Annotated in this window: 1 protein-coding gene; it reads left to right on the top strand. The window is 56.6% G+C overall.

Annotation, left to right across the window (positions count from 1 at the left end):
• Positions 1-244: citrate/2-methylcitrate synthase (locus tag ACTHSQ_RS11405; RefSeq protein ID WP_440375968.1), on the top strand; the 244-nt coding region annotated here is incomplete at both ends.

The raw sequence follows: 244 nt of genomic DNA, 5'->3' as shown, positions 1-244 counted from the left end.
GCTGCGTTCATCCCGAACGCGAAAGCCACCCCGAAAGCGAAGCGCGCGATATTGCGGACAAACTCATTGCCAGCCTCGGCAGCATCCTGCTCTACTGGTATCAATATTCGCACAACGGCAAACGCATCGACGTCGAAAGCAAAGAAGACACCATCGGCGGCCACTTCCTGCACCTGTTGCACGGCAAACGCCCGACCGAATCGCAGGTGAAAGCCATGCACGTTTCGCTGATTCTGTATGCGGA

Origin of the sequence: Neisseria sp. P0009.S008, assembly GCF_051958615.1 — a bacterium.
GTDB classification, from domain to species: domain Bacteria; phylum Pseudomonadota; class Gammaproteobacteria; order Burkholderiales; family Neisseriaceae; genus Neisseria; species Neisseria subflava.
This window is presented reverse-complemented; position numbering and strand designations above follow the sequence as displayed.